We start from the raw sequence: 21,430 nt of genomic DNA, 5'->3' as shown, positions 1-21,430 counted from the left end.
GTCAGGAGTTCATCTTCGACTTCCGGTAGCCGTAGGCGAAGTAGATGATCAGGCCGATGGCGAACCAGCCCGCGAACCGCAGCCAGGTCTCCCAGGCCAGGAAGGTCACCAGCCAGATCGAGAACGCGATGCCGATGATCGGCACCACCGGCATGCCCGGCGTCTTGAACTCGCGGGGCAGGTCGGGTCGCTTGTACCGGAGCACGATCACCGCAGCGCACACGATCACGAACGCCAGCAGGATGCCGATGTTGGTCAGCTCCGCGGCCTCACCGATGGGCAGCAGACCGGCGATGACCGCTGAGGCGATGCCGATCAGCCAGGTGAACCGGGTGGGCACCTTGCGCACCGGGTGGGTCTTGCTGAACCACGCGGGCAGCAGGCCGTCGCGGCTCATCGAGTAGCCGACGCGCGTCACGCCGAGCATGAAGGTGAACATCACGGTGAGGATGCCCAGGATCGCGCCCACGCCGATGATCGCGCCGAGCATCGGCAGGCCGACGTCGGTGAAGGCGGAGGCGAACGCGCTCTCGCCCTTGATCTGGTCGAACGGGATCATGCCGGTCAGCACCAGGCAGGCCAGCACGTACAGCACCATCGAGAAGCCCAGCGAGTACAGGATCGCCTTGGGCATGTGCTTCTGGGCCTCTTTGGACTCCTCGGCGGCGGTGCTCATGGCGTCGTAGCCGAACACCGCGAAGAACACCGTCGCGGCACCGGTGATGGCCCCGCTCGCGCCGAAGGGGAAGAACGGCGTGTAGTTGCCGGTGTTGATGTAGAAGGCGCCGACGCCGATGACCAGCAGCACCACGGCGACCTTCAGGTACACCAGGAAGGTCTCGAACCGCGCGGCGCTCTTCATGCCCAGGTTCAGCATGAAGGCGATGAACAGGCACAGCAGCACGGCGAAGAGGTTGATCTTGTAGCTGCCGGGCGCGACGCCCTCCTCCTCGGTGCCCGGTGCGCCGAGCATCCACACCGGGAGGTCGACGCCGATGTAGCCGACCACTTCGTTGAAGTACCCGGAGATGCTGATGGCCACCACCGCCACGATCGCGGTGTACTCCAGCAGCAGGTCCCAGCCGATCAGCCAGCCGACGACCTCACCGAGCACGGCGTAGCCGTAGGTGTAGGCCGAGCCCGCCTTGGGGATCATTCCCGCGAACTCGGCGTAGGAGAACGCTGCGGCGGCGCTGGCGATGCCGGCGATCAGGAACGAGATCAGCACGGCGGGCCCGGCCTTCTCGTTGGCGACCGCACCGGCCAGCGAGAAGATCCCGGCGCCGATGATGCCGCCGACGCCGATGGCCGTGAGCTGCCACAAGCCCAGGGACTTGCTCAGACCTGTTTCCTCGCCGTCCGAGGTGATGGTCTCGATGGGCTTGCGGCGAAATATTCCCCGCCCGGGTTGCAGGCTCGGTGCTGACATGTCGACTCCATTGTTCGAATCACAGGTTGCGGCGAAACGTACGCCGCGTGTTCGAGCGTCGTGCTGTGCTGTTGGACGACAGTTCCGGGAGGTGGTTGTCGAACGGCACAACGGTCCAGGTCGGTCACCGTGGCGTGGGGCACTGGTGGCGGCCCCCGCGCACGGGCCGTGACTGCGGCCGTCCTCGATCGTTAGTGTTCTCACCCGGAGCGTCGAAATGTCGGCCCCAAAGGAAGTGGGAGAGCGATGTCCAGTTATCGCACCGTCGTCGTGGGAACGGACGGCTCCGCGCCTTCGCTGCGCGCGGTTGGCCGGGCCGCCGAGGTCGCCAGCGCCTCGTCGGCGCGGCTGGTGATCGTCTGCGCCTACTACCCGACCGACCCCAAGGAGCTGGAACGCGCCGCCGATCAGCTCGGCGACGAGGCCTTCCAGGTCATGGGTTCGGCTCCGGCCCAGGACACGGTGCAGACGGCATCGGACACCGCCCGCCAGGCCGGTGCGACCGACGTCGAGACCGTCGCCGCCGTCGGCGAGCCGGTCTCGGTGCTGCTGGGCGCGGCCGAGAAGCAGAGCGCCGACCTGCTGGTCGTGGGTTCCCGAGGGCTCAACACCCTCAAGGGGCGCATCCTCGGTTCGGTCCCCTCCGAGGTGTCCCGACGATCTGATTGCGACGTGCTCGTTGTCCGAACGTCGCGATGACCGGATCCGGCGAATCGAGGAGATCCTCCTCGGTTCGCCGCCTCAGTACACCAAGGACGAGATCGCCGAGGCGTCCGGAGTTTCCCTGGAGCGCGCCGAGCAGCTGTGGCAGGCGATGGGCTTCGCGCACGTCGACTCGGACGAGGTGATCTTCACCGACGCCGACGTCGCCGCGCTGCGCGCCCTGGTGTCGCTGGTGTCGGCGGACGTGATCCCCGACGAGCTCGAATCCGCGGTGGCGCGTTCGCTGGCGCAGACCATGTCCCGGCTGGCCGAGTGGCAGACGGGGCTGTTCAAGTCGCTGCTGGGGCAGAGCTTCGCCACCGATGTGGACACCACCACCGAGGTGGCGGCGGCGATCGTGCCGGTCATGGAGAAGATGCAGGACTACGTGTGGCGGCGGCACCTGGCCGCCACCGTGGCCCGCGAGCTCGACGAGCGCGATCCGGGCATCGACGAGCGCGTGCAGGTCGTGGGGTTCGCCGACCTGGTCGGCTACACCCGGTTGATCCGCGACTTCACCGAGCTGGAGCTGACCCGGCTGATCGACGGTTTCGAATCGCTGGCCGGCGGGGTGGTCGCGCAGAACCACGGCCGCGTCATCAAGACCGTCGGCGACGAGGTCCTGTTCGTGGCCGACAGCCCGCAGGAGGGCGCGGAGATCGCGCTGACCCTCAACGAGGAGATCGCCAAGAACGACCTGCTGCCGCCGCTGCGCATCGCCCTGGCGCGGGGACCGGTGCTGGCGCGCTTCGGCGACGTCTACGGCTCGACGGTGAACATCGCCAGCCGCCTGACGTCGGTCGCCCGTCCCGCCTCGGTGCTCATCGACCGCGAGATGGCCGCCGCGCTGCGCGGCAACGAGAGCTACAAGCTCATCTCGGTGGGGCCGACGAAGGTGCAGAGCTTCCGGGGCCTGCGAGCCTGGGCCCTCAAGCGGCGCTAGGCGCTGCAGCTGTTCCAGAATCACCCGCTCGAGGCAATGTCCTCCGCCGCGGGTGAAAGCGAGTCGCACGATTGCTCCGATCACAGCAAATGTGATCGAAATATCGCTGAACTTGCATGTATCACGCAAGCGTCTGCGAGACCTCCCCATTCGTGGCTCCAACCAGCGGTTTTGCGATCACCGAAGATCCCGGAACCGCCCGTCGCCGACGGGTTTTGGGCTGTTCGTCGGCTTGCGGGCGGGTTCGGGTCCCTCTTTAAAGGGGGTGCTTGAGACCGGATCCGGCATTACGGTCGAGGTATGGCGGATCGGGTAACGCCGATGATCGGCGAGCATTCCGACGACGTGGCCGAGCTGGTCGCGCAGTACGCACAACTGCCGGCCGGTGCACCGGTCCGGCTCGCCAAACCCACCTCGAACCTCTTCCGGTTCCGCGCCCCCTCGGATTCCCCGGGGCTCGACGTCGGCCGGTTCACCAAGGTCTTCGACGTCGATGCCGAAGCGGGAACCGCGCAGGTCCAGGGCATGGCGACCTACGAGCAGATCGTGGACGCGCTGCTGCCCACCGGGCACATCCCGAAGGTGGTACCGCAGCTCAAGACCATCACGCTGGGGGGCGCGGTGGCCGGGCTGGGCATCGAGTCGACCTCCTACCGCAACGGGCTGCCGCACGAGTCGGTGCGCGAGATGGAGATCCTCACGGGCGACGGTTCGGTGGTGGTGGCGCGGCCGGACAACGAGCACGCGGATCTGTTCCGGGGCTTCCCCAACTCCTACGGCACGCTGGGCTACGCGCTGCGGCTGGAGATCGAGCTGGAGCGGGTCAAGCCCTACGTCAAGCTCCGCCACGTCCCGTTCGCCACCGCCGCCGAGTGCACCGAGGCGATCGCCAGGATCTGCGCGGATGGTGAATTCGACGGCGAGCAGGTCGATTTCGTCGACGGGACCGTGTTCACGCCGACCGAGCACTACCTCACCCTCGGGTCCTACGTGGACTCCGCGCCGTTCGCCAGCGACTACACCGGTGAGCAGATCTACTACCGGTCGCTGCAGCAGCGCCGCACCGATCACCTGAGCATCCACGACTACCTGTGGCGCTGGGACACCGACTGGTTCTGGTGCTCGCGGGCGATCGGTGTGCAGCACCCTCTGGTCCGCCGATTCTGGCCGGCGAAGTACAAGCGCTCCGACGTCTACCGGCGGATCGTCGCCTGGGACCGGCGGCACTCGGTGACCGACCGGCTCGCCGTGCTGCAGGGCAAGGGCCTCAACGAACCGGTGATCCAGGACGTCGAGATCCCGGTCCAGCGGTTGCCGGAGTTCCTGGAGTTCTTCCACCGCGACATCGGCATCTCGCCGATCTGGCTGTGCCCGGTGCGGCTGCGCGACCGCGAGGGCTGGTCGCTGTACCCGATGGACCCCGACACCCTCTACGTCAACGTCGGGTTCTGGGCGACGGTCCCGCTGCGCCCCGGCGAGGCGCCGGGCAGGCACAACCGCGCGATCGAGCGGAAGGTGACCGAGCTCGACGGGCACAAGTCGTTGTACTCCAACTCCTACTTCGAGGAGGACGAGTTCTGGCGGCTCTACAACCGGCCGGCCTACCAGCGGCTGAAGGACACCTACGACCCGAAGGACCGATTGCCGGGGCTGTACGAGAAGTGCGTTCGCGAGCGCTGACTCGCGGGCAGACGACACATCAAACTGGAAAGGAGACCCTCTGATGGGATGGGCAGGGGTGTTCGAGCGGATTCTCGGCGGCGACCTGTCGGTGGAGATCCGAGCCTTCGACGGCAGCCGAGCCGGGACCGCCGGGGCCGATGTGCGCGTGGAAGTCCGCTCACCGCTGGCGCTGTCGCACCTGGCCAACGCGCCCGGTGAACTGGGACTCGCCCGCGCCTTCGTCAGCGGCGCGCTGGAAGTGCACGGCGACATGTACAGCGCGCTGGCGGCGTTCCCGTCGGTGACGCTCAACGACGTGCCCGCCGAGCTGCGCCGCGAACTGTTCTTCAAGCTGGCCGGGTACCGGTTCTGGTGGCCGGTCCGGGTGCCGGAGGTCGAGCACCGCTCGCGCGGCTGGCGGCACTCCAAGAACCGCGACAGCCAGTCGATCTCGTACCACTACGACGTCTCCAACCGGTTCTACGAGTACGTCCTCGGCCCGTCCATGGCCTACACCTGCGCGGTCTACCCCGAGCAGGACGCCACCCTGGAGCAGGCGCAGTTCACCAAGCACGACCTGGTGGCCCGCAAGCTCGACCTGTCCGAAGGCCAGCGGCTGCTCGACGTGGGCTGCGGCTGGGGCGGCATGGTCATGCACGCCGCCGAGCACTACGGGGTGCGCGGGCTGGGCGTCACGCTGTCGCGGCAGCAGGCGCAGTGGGCGCAGAAGGCCATCGCCGAACGCGGCCTGGCCGACCTCGCCGAGGTCCGCTACATGGACTACCGCGACGTGCCGGAAACCGGGTTCGACGCCGTGAGCTCCATCGGCCTGACCGAGCACATCGGTCTCAAGCAGCTGCCGCACTACTTCTCGTTCCTGCAGGACAAGCTGGTGCCGGGTGGCCGGCTGCTCAACCACTGCATCACCCGCCCGCACGGTCACCAGAGGGCGCGGACGGGCAAGTTCATCGGCCGCTACGTGTTCCCCGACGGCGAGCTCGAACCGGTCGGCACCCTGGTGTCGGCGATGAACGACAACGGCTTCGAAGTGCGCCACGAGGAGAACCTGCGCGAGCACTACGCGCTGACGCTGGCCCACTGGTGCGAGAACCTCGACCGCAACTGGTCGGCCGCGGTCGCCGAGGCCGGTCACGCGCGGGCGCGCGTGTGGCGGCTGTACATGGCCGCCTGCCGGCTCGGGTTCGAGCGCAACAACATCCAGTTGCACCAGGTGCTGGGCGTCAAGCTCGACGGCACCGACGCGCGCATGCCGCTGCGCCCGGCGTTCTGAGACGGTTCGGGGTCACCTTGCTCAACGGTGCGGGTAGCGGAACCTGAGCGGCGCTGTGGACTCCGCGCGCCACTCCTTATGTATGTCCAATACACGGCGTCGCGGCGTGCTCGCCACAGCACCGCTCAGAACCCGCGGCGGTGCCAGTTGCGCAGATGGTGAAAAGGCAAAGCGGCTTCGCCGCGTTCTCAAAGGTACCGATGAGTTCCGCTGCGTGAGCGGGTCTATCCCTTCAGTCTGGTTTCCCGCGACGAAGGGTTTACCCATGTACGAGTTCACCCAGAAGATCACCCCGAACCTGTGGTTCGACACCGAAGCCGAGGAGGCCGCGAAGTACTACTGCTCGATCTTCCCGGATTCGCGCATCGTGCACGTCGTGCACCACGGCGAGGCCGGTCCGGGCGAGCCCGGCACGGTGCTGGTGGTGCAGTTCGAACTGTTCGGCCAGCAGTTCGTCGGGATCAACGGGGGACCCCAGTTCAAGTTCACCGAGGCGGTCTCGCTGGAGGTCACCTGCGAGTCGCAGGAGGAGGTCGACCGGCTGTGGGAGCAGCTCGGCGAAGGTGGCGAGCACGGCCCCTGCGGCTGGCTCAAGGACCGCTACGGCCTGTCCTGGCAGATCACGCCCCGCCGCCTCCTGGAACTGATCACCTCACCGGATCCCGCGGTCTCCGACCGGGTCATGAAGGCGATGTTGAACATGGGCAAGCTCGACATCGCCGAACTCGAAGCCGCCGCCCAGGGGTGATCACAGGTCGTCGAGGCTCAGGGGCGGAACGAGGTCCGAGGCCCTGGTCCTGCTCCAGTGGTCGCCGGTTTCGCGGCGGTCCCGGCGCGTGGTGAAGCGGTAGCGGTAGAGGTCGGCCTTGACCAGCTTCGGCGGCTCGTCCGGGAACGGGTTGTGGCGGAGCAGCGCCAAAACGGGGGCTTCACCGCGCAGCAGAGCCGCCATGAACCGGGGCAACCAGCCGCGTCCGTAGGACGGGTTGATGGCCACGAACCACATCAGCCAGTCCAGGCGCAGGTGGTACGGCGCGACCTGCGGTGGCCTGCGCGCGGGGTCGCCGGGCTTGCCCTTGAACCCGTACTCCCGCCACGGGCCCGCCGGGCCGCTCGCGCCGAGCACGACGACCTCGTACCTCACCCGGGTGATGCTGCCGAACGCGCCGTAGGTGTTGCCCAGGTGCAGCCGGTTGAAGCTGCGGTTCATCACCTGACCGCGGCCCAGCATGTTGCGAACCGGCCAGTAGGCGAGCACCACGAACAGCGCCGTCACCGCCAGCACGAGCACCGCGAACCAGCCCGGCGGATCGGGGAGCGCGACCGGTGGCCCGCCGACCGCGGCGAACGCCAGGGTGATGGTCAGGAAGTTCAGCCAGGCGAAGTTCCCGCTGAGCATCAGCCACAGCTGCGTCACGACGATGATCGCCGCCGCCACGGTCGCCACCGGTTGCGGGGCGAACAGCAGGAACGGCACGACCAGCTGCGTCCCGTGGTTGGCCAGCACCTCCACCTTGTGCAGCGGGCGTGGCAGCAGGTGGAACCGGCGGCTCAGCGGACCCGGCATCGGCTGGGTCTCGTGGTGGTAGTGCAGCGCCGTGAGGTCGCGCCAGCAGGAGTCGCCGCGCAGCTTGATCAGCCCGGCGCCGAACTCGACGCGGAACAGCAGCCAGCACAGCAGCCACAGGACCGGCGCCGGTGGGGCGACGTGCGCCGGACCCAGGAAGATCGCCAGGAAACCGGCTTCGAGCAGCAGCGATTCCCAGCCGAAGCCGTACCAGACCTGGCCGACGTTGACGATCGAGGAGTACAGCACCCACAGCAGCGCCCACACGAGCATCCAGCCCCACACCGGAGCGAAGTCCGCGAACTGGGCGAGCAGGCTCGCGGCGATGCCGGTCCAGGCCACGCCGGCCAGCCACCGATCGGAGCTGCGGAAGTGGAACACGCTCGGTGCCCGGCGGAACGGCACCCGAGCGACGAACCGGGAGACCGGAGTCAGCCCGCGCTCACCGAGCAGGCCGCGGAACTGCCGCAGGAAGCAGACGAAGCCGATCAGGTAGATCAGGGCTATCAGATGGGTGACGGCGAACCTCGCCGCCTGGTACTCGGGTGCGCTCAGCCAGTGCCACATCGCCGCGCCTCCTTCCGCGCCGCTCGCCGCATCCGCCGGTGACCATGCGGCGGAGCCACTGTGTCAGGTGTCGGGCTCACCCCGCACCGCCGCGGCGGAGGCCACGGAGCCGCTCACCGCCACCCGCACCGCTGGGCGATTCCGCGACAGGACCTAGAATCGCGCATCTGCGAAGTGTGTGGAGGCTGGGCTGTGCTGGACGAGGTGGTGGAGCTGCTGGCCTGCCCGCACTGCGGACTCGACCTGGAGCGCAGCGGGAACTCGCTGCGGTGTTCGTCGAACCACGTGTTCGACTTCGCGCGGCAGGGCTACGTCAGCCTGCTCTCGGGTCGCAGCAAGGTCGTCGGTGACACCGCGGAGATGGTCGCCGCCCGCGCCGGGTTCCTGGGCGCCGGGCACTACGACCCGATCGCCGACGCGGTGGCATCAGCGGTCACCGGCGACGGCCCGGTGGTCGACATCGGGGCCGGCACCGGTTTCTACCTGACCCGCGCCCTCGGCGACCGGATCGGCGTGGCCCTGGACGTCTCCAAGTACGCGTGCCGCCGGGCGGCAAGGGCGCACCCGCGCGTGGGCGCGGCGGTGGCCGACGCCTGGCAGCCGCTGCCGATCCGCACCGGCGCGGCCGGTGTCGTCCTCAACGTCTTCGCTCCGCGCAACGCCTCGGAGATGCGCCGGATCCTGCGTCCCGGTGGTGAGCTCGTCGTCGTGATCCCCGATCCCGGTCACCTGACCGGTCTGGTCGACCACCTGGGCCTGCTCAACGTCGACGAGTCCAAACCGGAACGCCTCGCCGAGCAGCTCGGAGGGCACTTCACCCCGCTGGAGCGGCGCGCGGTCGAGTTCCGGCTCGAACTGACCCGCGCTGAGGCCCTGGCAGCCGTGGCCATGGGGCCCAGCGCCTGGCACACCACGCCCGAAGCCCTCGAAGCCAAGATCGCCGCCCTGCCGGCACCCGTCACCCCGACGGCCGCGGTCACGGTCGCCCGCTACCGCCGGACCCCCTGAGCTCCCACGTCACCCGCACGGGCGACGAATTCGAATTTCGCGCGAAATTCGAAGGCGAGCTCAGGCCGTCGAATTTCGCGCGAAATTGGAAAAGCCCCGGTGGGCAACGGGACCCGCGGCCCGCACAGGAACTCGCGCGCGGGTGGTGCGGCTGCGGTCGTTGCCGGGTGGGGCGTTGTCCTACCCCGCTGCGTGGACCTTCTGCGGGATGTTCCAGGGGTTCTGGTCCTGGAGCGGTTCGGGGAGCAGGGACGCCGGGACGTTCTGGTAGGTCACCGGGCGGAGGAAGCGGTCGAGGGCTGCCGTGCCGACCGAGGTGAATCGGGCGTCCGTGGTGGCCGGGTAGGGGCCGCCGTGCTGCATGGCGTGGGAGACGGCGACGCCGGTCGGCCAGCCGTTGAACAGCAGGCGCCCGGCGCGCTCCCGAAGTCGCGGCAGGAGCGTGGCGACGAAGTCGGTGTCGGAGTCCTCCGCGTGGACCGTCGCGGTGAGGTTGCCCTCGAACGCCTCCGCCGCGCGGCGGGCCTCGTCCTCCGAGGTGTAGGTGACCACGATGGACAGCGGGCCGAAGACCTCCTCCAGCAGCGCGTCCCGGTTGGCCAGCAGGGTGTCCACGTCGGTGGCCAGCAGCGTGGGCGCGGCCCCGTCCTCGGCGGAGCCGCTCGCGCCGTCGGCGAGCACGCGCACTCCCGGCACGTCGGTGACGACCGAGCGCCGACCGCAGTAGCCCTCGTGCAGCCGCTCGTTGAGCAGCCGGTGGGACGCCACGGCCGCCGACTCCTCGGCGAGCGCGCCCTCCAGGCCGTGGTCGGCGGGCAGGAACAGCAGGCCGGGCTTGGTGCACAGCTGACCGGCGTTGCCGGAGTAGGAGGTCACGTAGCCCTTGGCGATGTCGGTGCCGCGCGCGGCGACGGCACCCGGGGCGACGAACACCGGGTTGAGGCTGCCGAGCTCACCGAAGAACGGGATCGGCTTCGGCCGCGAGTTGGCGATGTCGAACAGCGCGCGCCCGGCGGGAACGGATCCGGTGAACGCGGCCGCCTTGATCCGCTCGTCCCGCAGCGCGTCGGTGCCGGTGTCGAAGCCGAGCACGACGCTGAACGCGCCCTCCGGCGCACCGGCCGAGCGCAGCGCCTCGGCGACGATCTCACCGGTCCGCACCGACAGCTCCGGGTGACCGGGGTGGCCCTTGAGGACCACCGGGCAACCGGCGGCCAGCGCCGCGGCGGTGTCGCCACCGGCGACGGAGAACGCGAACGGGAAGTTGCTGGCGGCGAACACCAGCACCGGGCCCACCGGCAGCAGCATCCGCCGCAGGTCCGGCTTGGGGCCCAGCGCGAAGTCCGGATCGGCTCGGTCGAAGGTGACCCGCAGGTGGTCGCCGGGCTCGACGGTGTCGGCGAACAGGCGCAGCTGGAAGGTGGTCCGCTTGAGCTCACCGGTCAAACGGCCCTCGGACAGGTGAGACTCGTTGCGGGCCAGCGGGATCAGCTCGCCGGCCGCCGCGTCCAGGGCGTCGGCGACGGCCCGCAGCTGGCGGGCGCGCTCGGCGGGGGCCTGCTCGCCGAAGGGCTCGGCGGCGTCGGCGGCCCGCTGGAGCGCGGCGTCGAGTTCGGCTCGGGTGGTGTCCGGGATCTGCGTCGCGGTCAACGTCCCATCCTTTGCGCGATCGGGAGAGGTCCGCGTCCACCGTAGTACGCCGGACGGCCGGTGCACCGCACGGTGTTCGATATCGCGCATGAGGTCCGAAATCACGCACTCCGCTCGCAGGCCCGCGCCACGGTGAACAGGGCGGCCTGGTCGGGACGGGTGAGATCGCAGCCGGTGAGCTCGTCGATGCGGCGAAGCCGGTTGAGCACGGTGTTGCGGTGGCAGTACAGCTCACCGGCCACCGCACCGGCTGATCCGGTGCGCAGGTAGGCCGTCGCGGTCTCCAGCAGCCGCGAGCGCTCGCCCGCGCCGATGCCGCGCATCCGGCCGAACACCTCGGCGGCCAGCGCGTCGCCGAGCTCGCCCAGCCTGCCCGCCACCACCGACGACCAGACGTCGGGCAGCGCTCTCGGACCCGATTCGGTCGCGCCGGTTCCGGCGAGCTCGGCGGCGATGCGCACCGCGCGCGGCACGCCCGCCAGCGTGCGGGCCACGGGTGCGAGGCCGCACGGGACCTCCTGCAACCAGCGCGGCGGCACCGCCGCGACACCGGCGGGCAGCTGCGCGATGAGCACCGGCCGCCGGTCGACGTCTTGCAGGTGCACCGAGATGCCTCGGGACGACAGCTCGTCGGCCGCGTCGCGCAGCGGCCGGGTGGCCGGCAGCGGGGCGGCTGCCACCGCGAAGTCCGCGTCGGCGGAGACGTCGAGCGCCGTGGCGACCTGCGCGACCACCTGCGGATCGCGGGCGTCGGTGGTCAGCAGCCGCGCCACCAGCTGGGCGCGCTCGTGCTCCTGCTCGCGGGCCACCACGGCGGCTTCGGACAGGTAGGCGAGGTGGATGCGGGTGGTGTGGTGGTCGACCGCGGCCCACACCCGCGAGGCGCTGCGCACCAGCGAGGGCAGCTCGTCCTCGGACACCCGGCGCGCGAAGGCGTCCCAGAGGATCCGGAAGTCGACGCGCACCGCGTGCAGCAGCACCTCCAGCGGCACGCCCGCCTGCGCGCGGCTGCGCCCGATGCGCTCGCACAGGTCGCCCAGCCGGTCGGGCACGGCCAGGCCACCGGCCAGCCGCAGCAGCAGCTCCATGCTCCCCTCGGCGTGTTCGCGCAGCTCCGACCACGGCACCGCGTCGCTGGCGTAGGGCTCCATCGAGCGCAGCTCCGCCAGGAACACCGCGACCAGCTCGTCGAGATCGTCCAGGCAGGAGTGCACCAGTCTGCGCAACGGCCCGTCGGGTGTGACGGGCTCGTGAAGCGAAGTGTGCATCCGCCCAATCTAGAGCGATCAGATGGCGTGGATCCATCATTGTGCTGGGCCGGTGACCAGAGGACTGTGCTCTCATGCACTTGACGCCCCGCGAGCAGGAGCGGCTGAACCTGTTCACCGCCGCGGAGCTGGCCCGTCGCAGGCTGGCCCGCGGCGCCCTGCTCGGCGCACCCGACGCCGTGGCCTACGTGTGCGACGAGATCTGCGAACTCGCCTGGGACGGCGTGGACATCGACGAGATCGTGCGGCGGGCCGGCGCGCTGCTGACCGCCGACCAGGTCCGTCCGGGAGTTCCCGCCGCCGTCCCGGTGATCCAGGTCGAGGCGTTGTTCCCGCACGGCAGCTCGCTGGTGCACGTGCCGCAGCCGTTCGGCCCGCCCGGTCCGGACGCGCCGGGAGCGGTGCGCGCCGCCGACGGCGAGATCGAGTTGGCCGCCGGTCGCGAGCGGCGGACTGCGTGGCTGCACAACACCGGTGAACGCCCGGTGTGGATCTCCTCCCACTTCCCGCTGGACCAGCTCAACCCGGCGGTGCGCAGCGATGTCGAGCTCGCCGGTTTTCGGCTGGCGGTGCCCGCGGGCACGGCGGTGCGCCTGGAAGCGGGGGAGCGCAAGGAACTCGTCCTCGTGGCGATGGGAGGCCGACGATGACCAGCCTGTCCCGGGAGCGCTACGCGGCGCTGTACGGACCGACCACGGGTGACCTGGTGCGGCTCGCCGACACCGACCTGTGGGTGCGCGTCGAGGACGACGACACCGAGCCCGGCGAGGAGATGCTCGGCGGCTGCGCCAAGACCGCCCGCGACGGACTCCTGGTCGCGCCCAAGGCGGGCCGGGACAGCGCGCTGGACATGGTGATCCTCGGGGTGCTGCTGCTGGATCCGGTGCTGGGCGTGCGCAAGACCAACATCGGGATCAAGGAAGGGCGTGTCGTCGGGGTCGGGCGCGCGGGCAACCCGGAGGCCGGGAACGGCGTGGAGCTGGTCGTCGACTCGCACACCGCGATGATCACCGGCGACGGCCTGATCGCCACGCCCGGCGTCGTCGACTCGCACGTGCACCTGTCCAGCCCCGAGGTGGTGCCCGCCGCGCTGGCGGCCGGGGTGACCTCGCTGGTGGGCATGGGCATGGGCGGGGTGTGGGACGTCGGCGCGAACCCCGCCCACAACCTGCACTCGATGATCGAGGCGTGGCGGGACGTGCCGATCAACGTCGCGTTCCTGGCGCGCGGATCGTCGTCGTCGAACGACCTGCTGGAACGGGCGGTCCTGTCCGGAGCGGGCGGGTTCAAGATCCACGAGGACTGGGGCGCCACCCCGCACATCGTGGACACCTGCCTGGGCGTGGCCGATCAGGCCGACCTGCCGGTCGCGCTGCACACCGACACGCTCAACGAGTCCGGCTTCCTCGCCGACACGCTCGACGCGACGCGGGGCCGCACGGTGCACGCCTACCACGTCGAGGGCGGCGGCGGGCATCCCGACCTGCTGGAGGTCGTGGGCAGTCCGCACGTGCTGACCTCCTCGACCACCCCGACGCTGCCGCTGACCCGGGCGACGGTCGCCGAGCTGTTCCCGATGACCATGACCGTCCACAAGGGACACCCCATGGTGGACAGCGACAAGAGCATCGCGGGCAGCAGGGTTCGCGAGCACGGCATCGCCGCCGAGAACGCGCTGCACGACTCCGGGGCTATCAGCATCGTCAACTCCGACTCGATGGGCATGGGCCGCATCGCCGAAACCGCCCGCCGCACCTGGCAGCTCGCGCACGTGCAGGCCGCGCTCGCCGGTGAGACCGGGCCCGAGCACGCCGACAACGAGCGGGTGCTGCGCTACCTCGCCAAGATCACCCTCAACCCGGCTATCGCGCACGGCATGGCCCACGAGGTCGGATCGCTGCTGCCGGGCAGGCTCGCCGACATCGTGCTGTGGCAACCGGCCTGGTTCGGCGCCGAACCCGACCTGGTGATCAAGTCCGGGTTCGTCGCCTGGGGCGCCAGCGGATCGGGATCCGGCTCCACCCGGCTCACCCAACCGAGGGTCATGCGCCCCTTCTTCGGCGGACTGGGCGCCGCGCCCCGCAGGCTGTCCGCGGTGTTCGTCGCCGACGCCGCCGACCGCGCGCGCCTGCCCAGCGGCCCGAACTACACCTCCGTGCGCGACAGCCGGGGGCTGACGAGGGCGGACATGGTGCGCAACACCGCGACCCCGCGCGTGGAAGTCCCGCGCGAACCGGGCCCGGTGTCGGTCGACGGTGTAGAGATCGACGTGCACCGTGCGGCAACGCTGCCGCTGACCCGCACGCACCACCTGGGCTGAGGAGAGGAACGAAGTGCTGGACCTGCTGCTGCGCGACGTCCGCGCGCTGACCATGAACCCGGACCACCCCACCGCGCACACCATCGGCGTGCTCGGTGGGCGGATCGTCGGGGTGGACGAGGAGATCGCCGACCTGCCCGCGCGGCAGGTGATCGACGGCGGCGGCGCGGTCGTGACGCCCGGATTCGCCGACTCGCACAACCACATGGTCTGGTACGGGCTCTCGCTCGCCGAGCTCGACCTGTCCGGCTGCCGAACCGCCGAGGAGCTCTACGACCTGGTCGCCGCCAAGGCCGCCGAACTGCCCTCCGACGGTTGGGTGATCGGATCCGGCTACGACGACTTCGTCATCGGCGGGCACCCGGACCGCGCCAAGCTCGACCGCGCGGGCGGCGGCAGGCCGGTGTGGCTCAAGCACCGCTCGGCGCACATGTGCGTGGCCAGCACCGAAATCCTCGCCAAGGCAGGAGTTCTGGACGGTTCGGCCCGCGTTCCCGAGGGCGGCGTGGTCGAGCGCGACGCGGAGGGGGCGCCGACCGGGCTGCTCGCCGAGCAGGCGCAGCAGCTGGTCGACGCGCTGGTCAAGCCCTACCCGGTCGAGGAGCTGGTGGCGGCGATCGGCCGCGCCGCGAAGCGCTACGCGGCCGAAGGGCTCACGCACGTCACCGAAGCGGGCATCGGCGGCGGCTGGATCGGGCACAGCCCGGCCGAGGCCGCCGCGTACCAGCTGGCGCGGCAGCGCGGCGAGCTGCCGCTGCGCGTGGAGCTGATGCCCGCCAACGAGGTGCTGCACCAGGTCGGCCCGGACGCCTTCGGCCTGGATCTGGGGCTGCGCAGCGGTTTCGGCGACGACTTCCTGCGCATCGGGCCGATGAAGATCTTCACCGACGGCGCGCTGTCGAGCCGCACCGCCGCGGTCACCGACCCCTTCCACGGGCACGGCGGTCACGGCGTGCTCGGCGACGACCCGAACGTGCTGCGCGAGCGGATCCGCACCGCGCACCGGGGCGGCTGGCGAGTCGCCGCGCACGCCATCGGCGATCGCGCCATCGACCTGACGCTGGAGGCGTTCGAGCAGGCGCAGCGCGAGGTTCCGCGACCGGACGCGCGGCACCGCGTCGAGCACTCGGCGATGGTGCGCCCCGACCAGCTCCCCCGGATGGCCGCGCTGGGCGTGATTCCCGTGCCGCAGTCGCGGTTCCTCTACGAGATCGGCGACACGATGATCGGAGCGGTCGGCGAGGAGCGGGAGCCGTGGCTCTACCGGCACCGGTCCTTCCTGGACGCCGGCCTGGTGGTGCCCGGCAGCTCCGACCGTCCGTGCGTGTCCAACGGAGCGCCGCTGCTGGGGATGCGGGCGATGGTCGACCGCACCACCAAGGCCGGGCGCGTGCTCGCCCCCGACGAGCGGGTCGACGCCGTCGAGGCGCTGCGCGCCTACACCACCCACGCGGCGTGGGCGGCCGGTCAGGAGCACCAGCGCGGCCAGATCGCCGCGGGCATGTTCGCCGACCTCGTGCTGCTCGACGCCGACCCGACCGCCGTGCCCGTCCCGGAGATCGGCGACATCGACGTGCGCGCCACGTTCGTCGCCGGTCGTCCGGTGCACGGAGCCGACGAGTTCGCAGAAGTCCCCACCTGATCCGGCACACCGGGAGGCCCCGTGACCGAAACAGCGAGCACGCCACGCACCGACCCAGCGGAGGCGCGCAAGGTCGCGTTCGCCGCGTTCGTCGGCACCGCCTTGGAGTGGTACGACTACTTCCTCTACGGCACCGCCGCGTCGATCGTGTTCGACCGGCTGTACTTCGCGACCGAGGATCCGGCGGTGGCCACGCTGGCCGCCTTCGCCTCGTTCGCGATCGGTTTCCTCGCGCGGCCGCTCGGCGCGGTGGTGTTCGGCCACCTCGGCGACCGCATCGGGCGCAGGCGCAGCCTGCTCATCACGGTCACGCTGATCAGCGTGGTCACCGGGTTCATCGGTCTGCTGCCGGACTTCATGGCCATCGGTCTGGCCGCTCCGCTGCTGCTGACCGCGCTGCGCGTGCTGCAGGGCATCGCGGTCGGTGGTGAGTGGGGCGGTGCCGTCACCCTCGCCGTGGAGCACGCGCCGCCGGAGCAGCGCGGGCGGTTCGCGGCTCTGCCGCAGATCGGTTCGCCGATCGGCACGCTGCTGTCCTCGGGCGGGTTCTACCTGGTGGCGATGCTGCCGGACGAGTCGTTCGACTCGTGGGGCTGGCGGCTGCCGTTCCTGGCGGCCTTCCCGCTGCTGGGCGTCGCGCTGTACCTGCGGCGCAGGGTCGGGGAGTCGCCGCTGTTCGAGCAGATGCTCGCCGAGCACGATCGGGCCTCGGTGCCCGCGGTGGAGCTGTTCCGCACCGCCTGGCGGCAGGTGCTGATCGGCATCGCGGCGTCGCTGATCGGCATCGGCGGCTTCTACCTGCTGACCACCTTCGTGATCAGCTACGGCTCGGGTCAGCTGGGACTGCCGAAGTCGTTGATGCTGGGTGCGACGTTGTTCGCGGCGGCGGCCGAGGTCGTGACGCTGATCTTCGGCGGCAGGCTGGCCGACCGGTTCAGCCCCGGCAAGGTCTGCCTGTGGGGCGGGGTCCTGTCCGCGCTGGTGGCGTTCCCGGTGTTCTGGATGATCGACACGCGCAACCCGGTGCTGGTGATCATCGCGGTGACGCTGGGCATCAACTGCCTGTCGATCCCGTACGCGGTCTCGGGTTCGCTGCTGGCCGGCCTGTTCCCGGTGCACCTGCGCTACAGCGGCGTCGCGATCTCCTCCAACCTCAGCGGCCTGATCAGCGGATTCGTCCCCCTGGCGGCCAGCGCCCTGCTCATCGCCAGCGACCAGCAATCCTGGTCGGCAGCAACCCTCCTGCTCCTCCTGGCCCTCATCACCGCACTCGGAGGCCTCCTAGGCCACCGAGCAACCCGACCCCAACCCCAACCCTGACTCACCCCACCCCAACCAACACCCCGAATACCGCCGTAATCAGCCCCCTGAATACGGCGGTATTCCGTGAAAGACCCGGATTACTGCGGTAATCGGGGCTCGGGTTAGGGCCGTGGTTGCTGTGGTGAGCAGGAACGCCCCTGCGCTTGTGGCGCAGGGGCGTTCCTGGTTCCGGGTGGGAGGGTCAGTCCGCTCGGGAGATCTTGACCATCTCGTCTCGGGCGACGACCTTGATGCGTTCGCGGCCGTGGGGTTCGCCGAGGGACTTCTCGTGGGCGTCCAGGCGGCCCCAGCCCTCCCAGGTCGTGTACTCGATGCCGCGCTCCTCCAGCACGTTGATGATGCTGTCGGAGTCGGGCTGCTCGGCCTTGGGGAGATGGTCGAGGTCGGCCAGCAGGTTGTTGATCGTCTCCAGGGCGTCGCCCTTGGTGTGGCCGATCAGGCCGACGGGGCCGCGCTTGATCCAGCCGGTCGTGTAGACGCCGGGGATGTGCTCACCGTCGAGGTCCAGCACGCGACCGCCGTCGTTGGGCACCGTGCCCTTCTTGGTGTCGAAGGGCAGGTCGGCGACCGGCGAGCTGAGGTAGCCGACGGCGCGGTAGACCTGCTGGGCCGGGTAGGTCTCGTACTCGCCGGTGCCGCGCACGTTGCCGTCGCCGGTGAGCTCCATGACCTCGACCTTGAAACCCTCCACGCGGTCGGTGCCAACGACCTCCACCGGCGCCCGCAGGAAGTGCAGGTGCAGGCGGCGCTTGGTGTTGTGCTTGGGGTCGCGCAGCGCCCAGTCCTGCAGGGTCTTGACGATGGTCTTGACCTGGTTGTTGGACTGGGCTTCCTTCTCGCTGGCCTCGTCGAGCTCGAAGCCCTCCGGGTGCACGATGACCTCGACCTCGTCCTGGTGGTCGAGTTCGCGCAGTTCCAGCGGGGTGAACTTGGCCTGCGCCGGGCCGCGGCGCGCGAACAGGTGCACGTCGGTGACCGTCGACCTGGTCAGGCCCTGGTAGACGTTGTCCGGGATCTCGGTGCTGAGCAGGTCGTCGGCCTGCTTGGCCAGCACCCGGGCCACGTCCAGCGCGACGTTGCCCGCGCCGATGACCGCGACCTGCTCGCCGTCGAGCGTCCAGTCGCGCGGCGCCTCGGGATAGCCGTCGTACCAGTAGACGAACTCGGCGGCGCCGTAGCTGTGCGGCAGGTCGATGCCCGGGATGTCCAGCGGGCGGTCCTGGTCGGCGCCGGTCGAGAAGATCACCGCTTCGTAGTAGCGCTGCAGGTCTTCGAGCTTGACGTCCACGCCGTACTCGACGTGGCCGAGGAAGCGGATCTCAGGCTTCTCCATCACGCGCTGCAGCGCGTTGATGATGCCCTTGATGCGCGGGTGGTCGGGCGCCACGCCGTAGCGGATCAGCCCGTAGGGTGCCGGCATCCGGTCCAGCAGGTCGATCTCGACCGGGGTCTCGGACTTGGTCAGGATGTCGGCGGCGTAAACGCCGGCCGGGCCGGCCCCGACGATCGCGACTCGCAACGGGCGGGTCATGCACTCTCCTCCTGGGTGCGCCGGGCTCGGCGCGCTCGACTGCGAAGCCGCGCGGCAGCGGACCCGTAGTTGGACCGGGCCTGGGCCATGCGCGGAATCCCCACCAGCTTAGGGAGCCCTTACCCCCGATCCCGCGATGCGGGCTGGTGACAATGCTCATAACCGATCTCGCCCACCACCTCGGCGAACCCGGCCCCTCAAGATCATTTTCGCAGGACCGCCTGGGCAAAAGGGGCGTTGCGGGCTGATTTAATCAGCGCTGAGTGCGTGACCGGACGCGGTGAGTGACAGTAGGATCGGTCACTGATCAACCGCGTCGGTACTCAACGTGCAGGGCCGGTTACACGCGGTGTCCAAAATGTCGAGACAGGGTGGGCGAGTGCGTCGAACGCCGCACCGGAGCGCCGACGGAGTCGAACCGTGATCACCAGGGTGGATCGCCACGAGTTCATCCAGCGGTGGAAGCGCGAGATCGCGCTCAACAGCTACGCGCCGCTGCGCCGCGGCGACGTCGATGAACTGCTGAGCACCTGCCTGGAGCACCTGCTCGGCGAACTGGCCTGCCCCGACCGAGCGGGCGAGGCCGGCAACGCGGGCGCGGCGCTGCTGCCGTTGCACCCCGGCAACCCCATGGTCCTGCCCGGCACTCTGAAGCTGCTGGCCGCCGAGCTGCCCCGACTGGTGCCCGAGGTTCCGCCGGACCGGATCGTGGCGGCCCTCGGTCGCCTCGCCGCGGGCTTCGGCGAGGAGCTGCGCGCGGTCGGCGGCTCCGTGGAGCGATCCGGCCGAGACCTGCCCGCCCGTTCGCGGGCGCTGTTCCACGACTCGACCATGGGAGTCGCCGCGGTCAGCACCACGGGTGCGATCGAGGAGACCAACGGAGCCCTGCGCCGCATGTTCGGCCTCACCGAGGACGAGCTGACCGGTGCCTCGGTGCTGGCGCTGGTCGACGACCGGTGGCGGCCCGAGCTCACCGGTGCGCTCGCCGACCTCGCGGACGGGGCGAACGAGCGGGTGAACCTCGACGCCCGCTTCACCACCACCGACGGCGCCCAGGTGTGGACCCGGATGACGGCGTCGCTGGTCCGGGACCAACGGGGCGAACCCGACCACCTGGTGGTGTTCTACGAGGACATCACCGACCGGCACATGCTCCAGGAGCAGTTCCGCCGCCAAGCCGTTCAGGACCCGCTGACCGGGCTGGCCAACCGCGCCCAGCTCGAATCCTGCATCGACGCCGCGCTCACCCCCGTCTACCCGGGCCGCCGGGTCGCCCTGTGCCTGTTCGACCTGGACGGCTTCAAGGCCGTCAACGACAGCCTCGGCCACGGCGTCGGCGACCGGATGCTGCGCGAGGTCGCCCGCCGGCTGCAATCCCTGGCCGCGCAGGAGAGCGCCGTGGTGGCGCGCACCGGCGGTGACGAGTTCGCCGTGGTCATCCCCGACTCCTACGACGCCACCCGGGTGACCGAACTGGTCGAGCGGTTGCTGCGCGAGATCACCAAGCCGATGTGGATCGGCGCGCACGAGCTCGCCGCCTCGGCCAGCGCCGGCATCGTCGAGCGGGAGGTGGTCGGCACCGACACCGGTTCGCTGCTGCGCGACGCCGACATCACGCTGTTCCGGGCCAAACGAGACGGCCGCGCGCTGTGGGTGCTCTTCGACGCCGAGCGAAACGCGGTGGCGCACGAGAACTTCCGGCTGTCGGCGGCGCTGCCCTCGGCGCTGGAGAAGAACGAGCTGTTCGTGGAGTACGACCCGGTCGCCGACGCGGAGACCGGCGACGTCCTCGCCGTGATGGCCAACGTGCGCTGGGACCACGACGAGTTCGGCGAACTGGGATCGGACCGGTTCTTCGGCCTCGCCGAGGAAACCGGCCTGATCACCCGGCTGGGCGGCTGGACGCTGGAGCAGGCCGGCAGGCACGCCGCGCGGTGGGTGCGCGAGCTCGGGGAGCACGCACCGCTGCTGGCGGTGACGCTGTCGGCCCGGCACTGCCGCGACCCGGAGCTGGTCCGCGACCTGCGGGAGGCGTTGGAGACCACCGGGCTTCCCGCGGAGTCGCTGGTGCTGTGCCTCCCGGAGTCGGCGCTGTTCGACTACCAGGGCGATGCGGTGGACACCGTGGAGATCTTCGCGGAGATGGGGATCCGCCTGTTCGTGCACGAGTTCGGCTCGGACCACACCCGGGTGGACCGGCTCAAGGACCTGCCGCTGGCCGGGGTGCTCATCGACGGACCGCACATCCAGGGGCTGGCCGACCCCGGCGGCCCGGAGCCGCTCAGCGAGTACCTGGTGCGCAGCGCGGTCGGCGCGGCGCGGCTGATGGACCTGCCGGTGCTGGCCACCGGCGTGACGAGTGCGGAGCAGGCGCGCCGGTTGGGGGAGATCGGTGTCGCTCTGTTCCAGGGGCCGCATGTCAGCGATCGGGTTTCGGCGACGGAGGTCGTCGATCTCGTGAGCGGCGCGCAATGAGCCGATGATGCTCGAAAAATCCGAATTTCCCGGCGGATTCCACGAAAGGGCC

At 70.3% G+C, this 21,430-nt stretch carries 16 protein-coding genes; 11 read left to right on the top strand and 5 right to left on the bottom strand.

Annotated features, from left to right (window positions below; all coding sequences use genetic code 11):
- Position 1: 1 nt before the first annotated feature.
- The gene (locus AB0J91_RS23465; protein ID WP_363872484.1) at positions 2-1,429 is read right to left on the bottom strand and encodes an amino acid permease; all 1,428 of its coding nucleotides are present in this window, start codon (positions 1,427-1,429) and stop codon (positions 2-4) included.
- A gap of 246 nt (positions 1,430-1,675) precedes the next feature.
- Here AB0J91_RS23465 and AB0J91_RS23460 point away from each other — a divergent pair, with 246 nt between their 5' ends.
- The 5 genes from AB0J91_RS23460 (at position 1,676) to AB0J91_RS23440 (ending at position 6,775) form a co-directional block, all read left to right on the top strand.
- On the top strand, positions 1,676-2,128 hold the full coding sequence (locus tag AB0J91_RS23460) for a universal stress protein (protein WP_363872482.1): 453 nt from the start codon (positions 1,676-1,678) through the stop codon (positions 2,126-2,128).
- On the top strand, positions 2,109-3,074 hold the full coding sequence (locus AB0J91_RS23455; protein ID WP_363794957.1) for an adenylate/guanylate cyclase domain-containing protein: 966 nt from the start codon (positions 2,109-2,111) through the stop codon (positions 3,072-3,074). The genes AB0J91_RS23460 and AB0J91_RS23455 overlap by 20 nt, the downstream gene beginning before the upstream one ends.
- A 300-nt stretch (positions 3,075-3,374) precedes the next feature.
- The gene (locus tag AB0J91_RS23450; protein WP_363872479.1) at positions 3,375-4,754 is read left to right on the top strand and encodes an FAD-binding oxidoreductase; all 1,380 of its coding nucleotides are present in this window, start codon (positions 3,375-3,377) and stop codon (positions 4,752-4,754) included.
- 43 nt (positions 4,755-4,797) lie between these two features.
- On the top strand, positions 4,798-6,027 hold the full coding sequence (locus AB0J91_RS23445) for a cyclopropane-fatty-acyl-phospholipid synthase family protein (protein ID WP_363872476.1): 1,230 nt from the start codon (positions 4,798-4,800) through the stop codon (positions 6,025-6,027).
- Positions 6,028-6,292: 265 nt separating this feature from the next.
- The gene (locus tag AB0J91_RS23440; RefSeq protein WP_363872473.1) at positions 6,293-6,775 is read left to right on the top strand and encodes a VOC family protein; all 483 of its coding nucleotides are present in this window, start codon (positions 6,293-6,295) and stop codon (positions 6,773-6,775) included.
- Here the strand turns inward: AB0J91_RS23440 and AB0J91_RS23435 are convergent, their stop codons facing one another.
- Entirely contained in the window at positions 6,776-8,161 is a 1,386-nt protein-coding gene (locus AB0J91_RS23435) for a lipase maturation factor family protein (RefSeq protein WP_363872470.1), read from the bottom strand. It abuts the gene before it with no gap.
- Between the two features lie 192 nt (positions 8,162-8,353).
- Between AB0J91_RS23435 and AB0J91_RS23430 the strand changes: the two genes are divergently transcribed.
- Entirely contained in the window at positions 8,354-9,169 is an 816-nt protein-coding gene (locus tag AB0J91_RS23430) for a putative RNA methyltransferase (RefSeq protein ID WP_363872468.1), read from the top strand.
- A gap of 180 nt (positions 9,170-9,349) precedes the next feature.
- Here AB0J91_RS23430 and AB0J91_RS23425 read toward each other — a convergent pair whose 3' ends face one another.
- Both AB0J91_RS23425 and AB0J91_RS23420 read right to left on the bottom strand, forming a co-directional pair.
- The gene (locus AB0J91_RS23425; RefSeq protein WP_363872465.1) at positions 9,350-10,819 is read right to left on the bottom strand and encodes an aldehyde dehydrogenase (NADP(+)); all 1,470 of its coding nucleotides are present in this window, start codon (positions 10,817-10,819) and stop codon (positions 9,350-9,352) included.
- A 101-nt stretch (positions 10,820-10,920) separates the two neighbouring features.
- Positions 10,921-12,087, bottom strand: a complete 1,167-nt coding sequence (locus AB0J91_RS23420) for a helix-turn-helix domain-containing protein (protein ID WP_363872462.1) — start codon at positions 12,085-12,087, stop codon at positions 10,921-10,923.
- Between the two features lie 74 nt (positions 12,088-12,161).
- Between AB0J91_RS23420 and ureA the strand changes: the two genes are divergently transcribed.
- From ureA to AB0J91_RS23400, 4 genes are read left to right on the top strand one after another with little or no spacing between them, the layout of a single operon-like run.
- Complete coding sequence (gene ureA, locus AB0J91_RS23415; protein ID WP_363872459.1) at positions 12,162-12,737, top strand: urease subunit gamma; 576 nt, start codon at positions 12,162-12,164, stop codon at positions 12,735-12,737.
- On the top strand, positions 12,734-14,407 hold the full coding sequence (locus AB0J91_RS23410) for an urease subunit alpha (protein WP_363872456.1): 1,674 nt from the start codon (positions 12,734-12,736) through the stop codon (positions 14,405-14,407). Before ureA ends, AB0J91_RS23410 begins: the two co-directional genes overlap by 4 nt.
- Before the next feature lie 13 nt (positions 14,408-14,420).
- Positions 14,421-16,049, top strand: a complete 1,629-nt coding sequence (locus tag AB0J91_RS23405; protein WP_363872453.1) for an amidohydrolase — start codon at positions 14,421-14,423, stop codon at positions 16,047-16,049.
- Positions 16,050-16,070: 21 nt separating this feature from the next.
- Positions 16,071-17,369, top strand: coding sequence for an MFS transporter (locus tag AB0J91_RS23400; protein ID WP_363872450.1), 1,299 nt, complete (start codon positions 16,071-16,073; stop codon positions 17,367-17,369).
- A gap of 184 nt (positions 17,370-17,553) precedes the next feature.
- Here AB0J91_RS23400 and AB0J91_RS23395 read toward each other — a convergent pair whose 3' ends face one another.
- Positions 17,554-18,903 carry an FAD-dependent oxidoreductase gene (locus tag AB0J91_RS23395; protein WP_363872447.1) on the bottom strand — a complete coding sequence of 450 codons (1,350 nt, stop codon included), beginning with the start codon at positions 18,901-18,903 and terminating at the stop codon, positions 17,554-17,556.
- A gap of 420 nt (positions 18,904-19,323) precedes the next feature.
- On the opposite strand from AB0J91_RS23395, the gene AB0J91_RS23390 reads away from it, so the two are divergent.
- Positions 19,324-21,378, top strand: coding sequence for an EAL domain-containing protein (locus AB0J91_RS23390; RefSeq protein ID WP_363872444.1), 2,055 nt, complete (start codon positions 19,324-19,326; stop codon positions 21,376-21,378).
- The last annotated feature ends 52 nt before the right edge of the window (positions 21,379-21,430 follow it).

Source organism: Saccharopolyspora sp. NPDC049357, from assembly GCF_040677225.1.
In the GTDB taxonomy this organism is placed as follows: domain Bacteria; phylum Actinomycetota; class Actinomycetes; order Mycobacteriales; family Pseudonocardiaceae; genus Saccharopolyspora.
This window is presented reverse-complemented; position numbering and strand designations above follow the sequence as displayed.